This is a genomic window from Nocardia amamiensis (assembly GCF_015477605.1).
Lineage (GTDB): Bacteria > Actinomycetota > Actinomycetes > Mycobacteriales > Mycobacteriaceae > Nocardia > Nocardia amamiensis_A.
Window position 1 is genome coordinate 210,709 of sequence record NZ_JADLQX010000012.1, and the last position, 8,897, is coordinate 219,605.

Genomic DNA, 8,897 nt, shown 5'->3' on the forward strand with positions numbered 1-8,897 from the left:
CGGACAGAACATGCGGTGTGATCCCTCGGGCCGCGACGGTACGTCGCGAGGCGCGAGACCTCCGTAACTCCTCGACCCGGCGGTGGCGTGGGTAAGGAATCCGACACATTCTGCCAGTCCGGTAGGCGACTTGCCAAACCGGTTCCCCCTGGGCTGTGTCGCGCGTCATCATTTCACGGTAGGGTGCGGGAATTACCGTGAGGTAAGCGGAAACTCGCACCTCAGGGCCATGACGCGGTGAGTTGTCGCACGGAGCGACACTTTGCGCGTGTGAGACGCCGGCAGCTGCCCAGCCTGCCCTCGGCACGACACGGATTGCGCGGCGACTCCGCCCGGCCGTCGCCATTATGCGACTGCCTCAGCCCTCGCGCGACCCCGACGCGCACTTCGGACAGACTTTGTCCGACTGGGCGCATTGTGCCGCTGCCTCAGCCTTCGCTCGACAGGACCCGGACTATAAGCGGATCTCGGCCGACTGCGCCGACTGTGCGGCCGCCTCGGCCCGCTCGGCCTCACATGGACTGCCTGGCTTCTAGGCGACGATGTCGCGGGTCTCCTCCGCCGTCGTCCTCGCCGCGTCCGGACGCACCCACACGCTGCGCGTCCCGCCCGACATCAGCCGTACCCGCCAATGATCGGTGGCTCCAGGATGATCGGTGCGGCGGTGCATGCCCCGGCTCTCGGTGCGCATCAGCGCGCTGTATTTCGTCCACCGGGCCACCGCGAGCAGCGCGGCGGCCTGCCGCGCACGCAGGCGATCCACACCGCTTCCGCCGAGATCGAACTCCGCGCCGGGCCACATCGCGTCCAGTTCGCGGATGCTGTCGCGCAGGCTGCCCGCGCTGCGCCAGTAGCTGCGCCGCAGCGGCAGGGTGTGCTCCTGCACCAGCCCGACCACCGCCCTGGGGTCGATCCGCGCCACGGCGCCCAGCCCGGCTCCCGGCATCTCCTGCGCCGGGGCGCGCCGGTCGGCGGAACGGGAGAACTTCGCCGCTCCCGCGCCGGCCCACACGCCGGAGGCGATCGCCCACGCGCCACTCAGCCCGCTGAGCCCGCTGACAGCACCGGTGATCGACTCGCGGCTGGCGACATCCCCCGCGGCGAACAGGCCCGCGACTGTAGTAGCGCAGTCCGCTCCGGTGACGCGCAGTCCCCCGGTGCCGCGCACCGTGCCCCCCAGAACGGCACGCAGCGGCACCCGCCGCGCCTGGTCGGGCATGCCCTCGTGGGTGGCCCGAGCGCGCACGTCGACCGGCACCTCGTCGAGCGCGGCGAATACCCGGCGACCGTCGGCGATGACCGCGAGCGCAGCCGCACCGTGCCCGGTCAGCTCATTGCCGGACTCGTCGTAGAGGGTGGCGAAGTGCAGCGCGAGATTCGGCTGCGCCGCCGGGTCGGTGCGCCCTACCGGTGTCAGCCCATAGGCGCTGGAAAACTCCATCCCGGACAGCTCCGCGCCCGCCTCCGCGGCGAACAGCAATCCATCGCCGGTGTCCACGTCGGTGCCCGCACCGCCGGACAGGAACGCGCAGCCACCGGTGGCGACCACGACGGCACCCGCGCGCACGGTCCAGCGCCGGAAGCCGTTGTGGTGCTGGAGCCCGGTGGCACCCGCCACCACCCCGTCCCGGTCGACCAGCAACTGCAGCGCCGGATGGTGATCGAGAACGCGCACGCCCGCTTCGCGCACGACGCGACGCATCCGGCGCAGATAACCGGCGCCGTCGAGATATACCCGCCGCGTCGGCGCGCCCGTCGTTTCGGCGCGGATCCGGTGGCCCCACCGTGCCACCTGCTCGACCCGCTGGTGTGTCTCTTCGAGCACGCGATGCATCCAGTCCGGATCGCCGAGCCCGCCGCCGTGCGCGTACCCGTGCCGCACCGCCTCGTCCCGAGCAGGGCCGGGCGGAACGTGCCAGACCGAGATCGCGCCGTAGGCGGTCGGCCCGCTCGATCCGCATCTCGCCTTGTCGACGAGCACGACGGTCGCGCCCGCCGCGGCGGCCGAGACGGCCGCCCAGGTACCGGCAGGACCGCCGCCGATAACCAGTACATCCGTCTCGAGTTCACTCACAATGAAAAATGTTCGGGCACAATTCACCGGCCCGCAACCAAAACAGGTTGCTCAGCTCCACCACTGCGTCCACAGCAATAGTCCAGCAGCGAGGAAGACCACCGCCGACCCGGTCAAGGCGGCCACCCCCCGATGCCGGTCCGCGTAGACCTGCGCCGCGAGTACCACGACGGCGGCCGCCACATGCCAGCCGATCGACTCACCGCCGGGCCCGGGAAACCCGCGCCGATCCGCGATGACGGCGGTGCCGACCACGACGAGCATGCCCGCGAATGTGCCCGCGGCGACGAGGCCGCTGAGCCCACGCACCAGTCTCACGAGGCGATCACCGGCACTCCGGTGGCCTTGCTCGCCAGCTTCTCGAATTGGACTGGGTCGGTGGTGAATTCGCCGAGCCGGATGGACTTGTTCGCGCCGTGGTAATCGGACGAACCGGTCGTGAGCAGACCGAGTTCGGCGGCCAGGCCGGTCAGCAGGGCGCGGTCGGCCGCGGAGTGGTCGGGGTGCGCGATCTCCACGCCGCCGAGTCCGAGTCCGGCCAGCTCGCGGATGTCGTCGAGCGCCAGCAGCCTGCCCCGTTTACGCGCCCTGGTGTGCGCGAGGACGCTGACCCCGCCCGCGGACGCGATCATCTCGACCGCACGATGCAGCGGGGTGTCGGCCTTCTCCGCGTAGTAGCGGCCGTGCGGGGCGAGCAGCTCGGTGAACGCCGCATCCACGCTCGGCACCACACCCGCTTCCACCAGCGCTCGCGCCAGATGCGGGCGCCCCGCCGACGGACCGGCCGCGGCGAGCACGGCATCCGGATCGATGGGCAGTCCATCGAAGGCCATCCGCTCGGCCATGGCACGCAGCCGTTCTACCCGCTCGGCGCGCAGGCGCTCGCGCTCGTCGGCGAAGCTGCGATCGGACGGGTCGAACAGATATGCCAGCAAATGCACCGGAACCGGCCAGCCGTCCTCGCCCAAACCCACGCAGGACATCTCCATGCCGCGGACCAGCGTGATCCCCTTCGGTAGCGCGTCGACGGCCTCCGCCCAGCCCGCCGTGGTGTCGTGATCGGTGATCGCGACGATGTCCAGGCCCGCCGCGGCGGCGTTGCGCACCAGTTCGGCCGGAGTGTCGGTACCGTCGGACGCGGTCGAATGGGTATGCAGGTCGATACGCACGCCCTCAGTCTTACCGTGCGTGGACATCGTCCCGCACGCGCAGGCGGGCTTTCGGCGCACTCGTGAGCGAGCGTCAGCGAGCGAACCGGAGACACAGCGCGCCCTCGCGCACGACGCAGCCGAGCGCCAGCGAGGCGGAGTCGTGAGCGAGCGTCAGCGAGCGAACCGGGGACACAGCGCGCGACGTAGCATCGTCAGCGTGCCGTCGTTTTCCCCGCTCTCGTCGTTTCGCGGCTCCGGCCGGACACCGCAACCGCGGTTCATCCCGGTGCCGACCGAACGGGCGATCGTCGACTGCGCGGTCTACGTGGACGGCAAGCGTCTGCCCGGCCGCTTCACCCACAAGCAGGCGCTGGCGCGAGTGCGCGACGAGGCCACTGGATTCGTCTGGGTAGGCCTGCACGATCCGGACCCGACGCAGATGGCCGATATCGCGGCCACGTTCGGGCTGCACCAATTGGCTGTGGACAACGCGCTGCAAAAACACCAGCGTCCCAAGCTGGAGCGTTACGACGACCTGCTGATGCTGGTGCTGCGCACGGTCACTTATGTCGAGCACGAAATGGACACCGTCAGCGAGATCGTGGAGACCGGTGAGATCGTCGTGTGCACCGGCCGCGACTTCGTGGTCGCGGTGCGGCACGGCGAGCACTCCGGGCTCGCCGAGGTACGCAAGGCGTTGGAGGAAGACCCCGCGCAGCTGGCACTCGGGCCCGGCGCTGTGCTGCACGCGATCATCGACCGGATAGTCGGCTCCTACATCGAGGTGGCCCAGTCGGTCGAGAACGACATCGACGAGATGGAAGAGCAGACCTTCACCCCGCGCAGCAAGGTCACCGTCGAATCCATCTACCAGCTCAAGCGCGAGGTGGTGGAACTGCGGCGCGCGGTGAATCCGCTGGCCGCGCCGCTGGAGCTGCTCAGCCACAATCCGGACCTGCCGGTGCCCAAGGAGGTTCGGCGCTATCTGCGCGATGTCAGCGAGCGCCACACCGGGGTCGCGGAGCGGATCAACGACTTCGACGAGGCGCTCAGCGCGCTGATCAGCGCCGCGCTGGCCAAGGTCACCGTGCAGCAGAACACCGACATGCGCAAGATCTCGGCGTGGGTCGCGATCGCGGCGGTGCCGACGATGATCGCCGGCATCTACGGCATGAACTTCGAGCACATGCCGGAGTTGAAGCAGGTCTGGGGTTATCCGGCGGTGTGGCTGGTCATCCTCGTCATCTGCACGGGTTTGCTCATCACCTTCCGCCGCAACAAGTGGTTGTAGCGGCGGTTCACAGGCTCGCCGCGCCACGTCCCGGATCACGCACGTCGATCCCCGCTTCCTGCCATGCATCCCGCAACGCCTGCGCGCCGCGCACCCGCACCCACGCCGCCTCGGTGGCCGTCACCGGCGCCACCGCGAAGTACCGCACCGGTTCGGCCGGCTCGGGCAGCACGATGTCGGGAATCTCGCTGTCGCCGAGCAGAACCGCGGTGAACGGCGAGTCCCGCCACATCGGCTCACCCAGGTCCATCAGCGCATCCGCTTGCAGTACAACGCCTTCCACGGCGGGCGCGGCGGCGAGCACGCCGAGCGACTTGGCCAGCCCCGAGCTCGCGCCAACGCCGGACCGCAGCGTCAGCACCAGCTCCGCGCGCGGCCCGCGCAACGGATCCGCGTGCAGCGCGGTGGGATCGCCCATCGGGTGCCTGGACCCGCCGAGCGTCGCGTAGTGCACCAGATCGCCGTCGACGATGCGCAGGATCTCGATCGGCTCCAGGCCGAGAAAGGTCACCGATGCTGCGTCGACGTCGGCGGCATCCACGCCGAAATGGCCCAGCACCGCGGTGCGGACCGTCTCCAGTACCTCCATGCGTCAGATGGCCAGCCGCGCGAGCATGTCGCGCGCCTGCTCGGCCGACTTCGGGTCGCACAGCACGTCGTAGCGGCCCGCCACCAACTGCATGGTGGACGCGAAATCGCGCTGGCCCCTGGTCGCCGCGTACGGGATCGTGGTCGAGATGACGCCGAAGATGATGCCGCCGACCAGGCCGACGAGCAGCGGGCCGAACGCGCCGCTGGTGGTGAACAGGCTCAGCAGCAGACCGAGGAACAGGCCGAGCCAGGCGCCCGACACCACGCCGCCACCGATCACCTTTCCCCAGGTCAGCCGATAGAGGACCCGCTCGACCTGCATCAGGTCGACGCCGACGATGGTTACGTCCTGCACCGGGAACTGGCTGTCGGCCAGATAGTCGACCGCCTTCTGCGCCTCGGCGTAGGTCGGGTAGGAGCCGACCGGCCAGCCCGACGGGGGCGTCGGAAGGCCCTGCCGCGCGCGGTTCGAGTTCCCCAAGGGATTCGTCATGTCTCTATTCTGCTATCGCTAGCGACCCGGCGTCGGGGTGAAACGCGTGGTGCGCGTCATTCCGGCGGCCCGCCCCTTCTCCGCGATCACCTGCGCCATCTTGGCGCTCGCCTCGTCGATCATCTCGTCGCCGAGCATGACCGCGCCGCGGGCGCCACCGGCGGCAGAAGTGTGGAAGGCGTAGGCGTCCAGGATCTCCTCGGCACGGTCGTAGTCGGACTGGCGTGGGCTGAAGATCTCGTTCGCCGGCTCGATCTGGCCGGGGTGCAGCACCCACTTGCCGTCGAACCCGAGCGCCGCGGTGCGCGCGGCCGCCCGCCGGAAGCCTTCGACATCCCGGATCTGCAGGTACGGACCGTCGATCGCCTGGAGCCCGTGCGCGCGGGCGGCGAGCAGGATGGTCATCAGGATGTGGTGGTAGGCGTCGCCGGTGTCGTAGCCCTCCGGCTGTTCGCCGACCACCAGCGTGCGCATGTTGATACTGGCCATGAAATCGGCCGGACCGAACACCAGGGTCTGCACCCGGGGGCTCGCGGTGGCGATCGCATCGATATTGCGCAGTCCCAGCGCGTTCTCGATCTGCGGCTCGATGCCGATCCGGCCGACGTCCAGGCCGCAGGTCTTCTCCAGCTGGGTCAGCAGCAGGTCGAGGGCGCGCACCTGACCGGCGTCGGTCACCTTGGGCAGCAGAATCGCGTCCAGCGCCGCGCCGGCGCCTTCGACCACAGAAATGACATCGGTATACGTCCATTCGGTGGTCCAGTCGTTCACCCGCACCACGCGCAGCTGCGATCCCCAGCCGGAGTCGTTCAGCGCCGCCACGATATTCGCCCGCGCCTCGGCCTTGGCCACCGGCGCGACCGCGTCCTCCAGATCGAGGAACACCTCGTCGACGGGCAGCGTCTTGGCTTTCTCGATCATCTTCGTGTTGCTGCCCGGGCAGGCGAGCACCGAACGGCGCGGCTTCATGATGACTCCCGTCGATCGTGGCGCGGGGGCGGACACCCGCTCGCGAACCTCTAGCCTGGCAGCATGGCAGCAACCAGGGTGTACGTCGCCAGGCTGGCCGGCCTGGTGGTGCTGGGACCGGACGGCGAGTCTATCGGCCGGATCCGTGACGTCGTCGTGGCCATCCGCTACGACCGCCAGCAACCACGCGTGCACGGACTCGTCGTCGAACTGCCCACCCGGCGGCGCATATTCGTGCCGATCCTGCGAGTCACCGCGATCGAGCCGGGTATGGTCACGCTGAACACCGGGACGGTCAGCCTGCGGCGCTTCACCCAGCGACCCGGCGAGATGCTCGCCTTGGCGCAGATCGTCGATTCGGCGGTCCGGGTGCAGGACCCGGACCTGCCGGATCTGACCGGCGTGGACGTGCACGTGGCGGATCTCGGCATCGAACAGGCCCGCAGCAGGGACTGGCTGGTCAGCCGGGTGGCCGTGCGCGGGCACCGCAGGCTGGGCCGCAGGCGCGCCGTGCACGTGGTCGACTGGACCAGGGTGTCCGGCCTGACTCCCTACGAGATCGACAGGCGCGGACAGGACGTCACTCAGCTGCTGGAACAGTTCGAGGGGATGCGCGCGGCCGACGTCGCACATCTGCTGCGCGAGCTGCCGGAGAAGCGGCGCGTCGAAGTGGCCGTCGCGCTGGACGACGAACGCCTCGCCGACGTGGTGCAGGAACTGCCCGACGACGAGCAGGTCGAGCTGCTCAGCCACCTGGAGACGCGCAGGGCCGCCGACCTGCTCGAGGCGATGGACCCCGACGACGCCGCCGACCTGCTGGGCGAACTGCCCGAGGGGGAGGCCGAATCGCTGCTGGCCCTGATGGATCCACAGGAGTCCGAGCCGGTCCGCAGGCTGCTCGAGCACTCCCCCTACAGCGCCGGCGGTTTGATGACGCCGAAGCCGGTCATCCTGACGCCGTCCACGACGGTGGCCGAGGCGCTGGCGCGGGTGCGCAATCCCGACCTGACCCCGGCACTGGCCTCCATGGTGTTCGTGGTCCGTCCGCCCACCGCGACGCCGACCGGCCGCTACCTCGGTTCGGTGCACATCCAGCAATTGCTACGCGAGCCGCCCGCCCATCTGGTCGGCGGCATTCTCGACACCGACCTCTCGCCGCTGCACCCCGAACTCCCGCTGGCCGCGGTGACTCGCTACTTCGCGACCTACAACCTGGTCTGCGGGCCGGTGGTGGACGAGGAGAATCACCTGCTCGGCGCGGTCAGCGTCGACGACGTGCTCGACCATCTCCTGCCCGAGGACTGGCGCGATCAGGAGACGAACGACGAAAGAGGTGGAGCATGAGGGAGCGACAGCGAGGGGGCGGTATGAGCGAACGGCAGCGAGGGGGCGGCGTGAGCGAGCGGCAGCGAGCGAAGCATCAACACAGCCGAGCACTCGCTCGTGACGACGCCGAGCGACAGCGAGGGGGCGGCATGAGCGAGGTGGAGGCATGACCGAGAGCGACACCGGCGTGCGGATCGGCCACAGCAGGGCACGCCAACGCCTGGAGACGCCGCTGGAAAGCCGGTTCCGGCTGGAGTGGGACGCCGAAGCGATGGCCCGCAGCAGCGAGCGGGTGGCGCGGTTCCTCGGGACCGGACGGTATCTGGCGGTTCAGACGATCGTGGTGGTGGTGTGGATCCTGTTGAACGTGTTCGCGGTCAGGCTGCGGTGGGATCCGTATCCGTTTATTTTGCTGAATCTGGCCTTCTCCACCCAGGCCGCGTACGCCGCGCCGCTGATCCTGCTCGCGCAGAACCGGCAGGACAACCGGGACCGGGTCGCCTTGGAGGAGGACCGGATGCGGGCCGCTCAGACCAAGGCGGACACCGAGTTTCTGGCCCGGGAACTCGCCGCGTTGCGCCTCGCCGTCGGCGAGGTGGTCACCCGTGATTACGTGCGCCGCGAATTAGAGGAAATAAAAGGAATTCTGGACCGGATCGAATCCGCGGAATCCGTGGAACGCGAGATTCGCGCGGAAGGAACGGGAAAGGCGGGGCGCAAGAAAAGCTCCGGCCGAAAGTCCGCTCCGACACCGGTTTCACCGCCGATAAGCGAAGATTGACCGGAAATACCCGACAACCACCTGACTGGTGGGTAACCTGGACACGTTGTCCTGAGCGACCCGGGCAGGGGATGTCCCGGACAACCGCTCCCGTGACGTCGAGGGATTGGGTGTGGCCGTATGCGTGTTTCTGCTCCGGTGACGGTCTCGGCTTTGGTGGTTGCTGGTGTGGTGGTGAGTGGTTCGGGGGTGGTGTCGGGGCCGGTGGTGTCGGGGTCGGG

Annotated in this window: 9 protein-coding genes; 3 read left to right on the plus strand and 6 right to left on the minus strand. The window is 69.3% G+C overall.

All coding sequences use genetic code 11. From position 1 onward, the window contains the following. Nucleotides 1–532 precede the first annotated feature (532 nt). Genes IU459_RS18105 through IU459_RS18115 form a run of 3 tightly spaced genes read right to left on the minus strand, consistent with a single transcriptional unit; the run spans nucleotide 533 to nucleotide 3,243 of the window. Nucleotides 533–2,074: an FAD-binding protein gene (locus tag IU459_RS18105; protein ID WP_195130710.1), complete on the minus strand. Its 1,542-nt coding sequence runs from the start codon at nucleotides 2,072–2,074 to the stop codon at nucleotides 533–535. 51 nt (nucleotides 2,075–2,125) lie between these two features. Beyond that, complete coding sequence (locus tag IU459_RS18110; RefSeq protein WP_195130711.1) at nucleotides 2,126–2,392, minus strand: hypothetical protein; 267 nt, start codon at nucleotides 2,390–2,392, stop codon at nucleotides 2,126–2,128. Then, nucleotides 2,389–3,243 carry a PHP domain-containing protein gene (locus IU459_RS18115; protein WP_195130712.1) on the minus strand — a complete coding sequence of 285 codons (855 nt, stop codon included), beginning with the start codon at nucleotides 3,241–3,243 and terminating at the stop codon, nucleotides 2,389–2,391. Before IU459_RS18115 ends, IU459_RS18110 begins: the two co-directional genes overlap by 4 nt. A 190-nt stretch (nucleotides 3,244–3,433) precedes the next feature. Between IU459_RS18115 and IU459_RS18120 the strand changes: the two genes are divergently transcribed. Continuing rightward, nucleotides 3,434–4,516 carry a magnesium and cobalt transport protein CorA gene (locus tag IU459_RS18120; protein WP_440446505.1) on the plus strand — a complete coding sequence of 361 codons (1,083 nt, stop codon included), beginning with the start codon at nucleotides 3,434–3,436 and terminating at the stop codon, nucleotides 4,514–4,516. A gap of 7 nt (nucleotides 4,517–4,523) precedes the next feature. On the opposite strand, the gene IU459_RS18125 is transcribed toward IU459_RS18120, so the two are convergent. Genes IU459_RS18125 through IU459_RS18135 form a run of 3 tightly spaced genes read right to left on the minus strand, consistent with a single transcriptional unit; the run spans nucleotide 4,524 to nucleotide 6,569 of the window. After that, on the minus strand, nucleotides 4,524–5,105 hold the full coding sequence (locus IU459_RS18125) for a suppressor of fused domain protein (protein ID WP_195130714.1): 582 nt from the start codon (nucleotides 5,103–5,105) through the stop codon (nucleotides 4,524–4,526). A gap of 3 nt (nucleotides 5,106–5,108) precedes the next feature. Next, nucleotides 5,109–5,600: a general stress protein gene (locus IU459_RS18130; RefSeq protein ID WP_195130715.1), complete on the minus strand. Its 492-nt coding sequence runs from the start codon at nucleotides 5,598–5,600 to the stop codon at nucleotides 5,109–5,111. A gap of 18 nt (nucleotides 5,601–5,618) precedes the next feature. Beyond that, nucleotides 5,619–6,569: an HpcH/HpaI aldolase/citrate lyase family protein gene (locus tag IU459_RS18135; RefSeq protein ID WP_195130716.1), complete on the minus strand. Its 951-nt coding sequence runs from the start codon at nucleotides 6,567–6,569 to the stop codon at nucleotides 5,619–5,621. Nucleotides 6,570–6,632: 63 nt separating this feature from the next. On the opposite strand from IU459_RS18135, the gene IU459_RS18140 reads away from it, so the two are divergent. Together IU459_RS18140 and IU459_RS18145 are read left to right on the plus strand one after the other, a co-directional pair. Next, on the plus strand, nucleotides 6,633–7,913 hold the full coding sequence (locus IU459_RS18140) for a magnesium transporter MgtE N-terminal domain-containing protein (protein ID WP_195130717.1): 1,281 nt from the start codon (nucleotides 6,633–6,635) through the stop codon (nucleotides 7,911–7,913). A 148-nt stretch (nucleotides 7,914–8,061) separates the two neighbouring features. Beyond that, on the plus strand, nucleotides 8,062–8,676 hold the full coding sequence (locus IU459_RS18145; protein ID WP_195130718.1) for a DUF1003 domain-containing protein: 615 nt from the start codon (nucleotides 8,062–8,064) through the stop codon (nucleotides 8,674–8,676). Nucleotides 8,677–8,897: the final 221 nt, after the last annotated feature.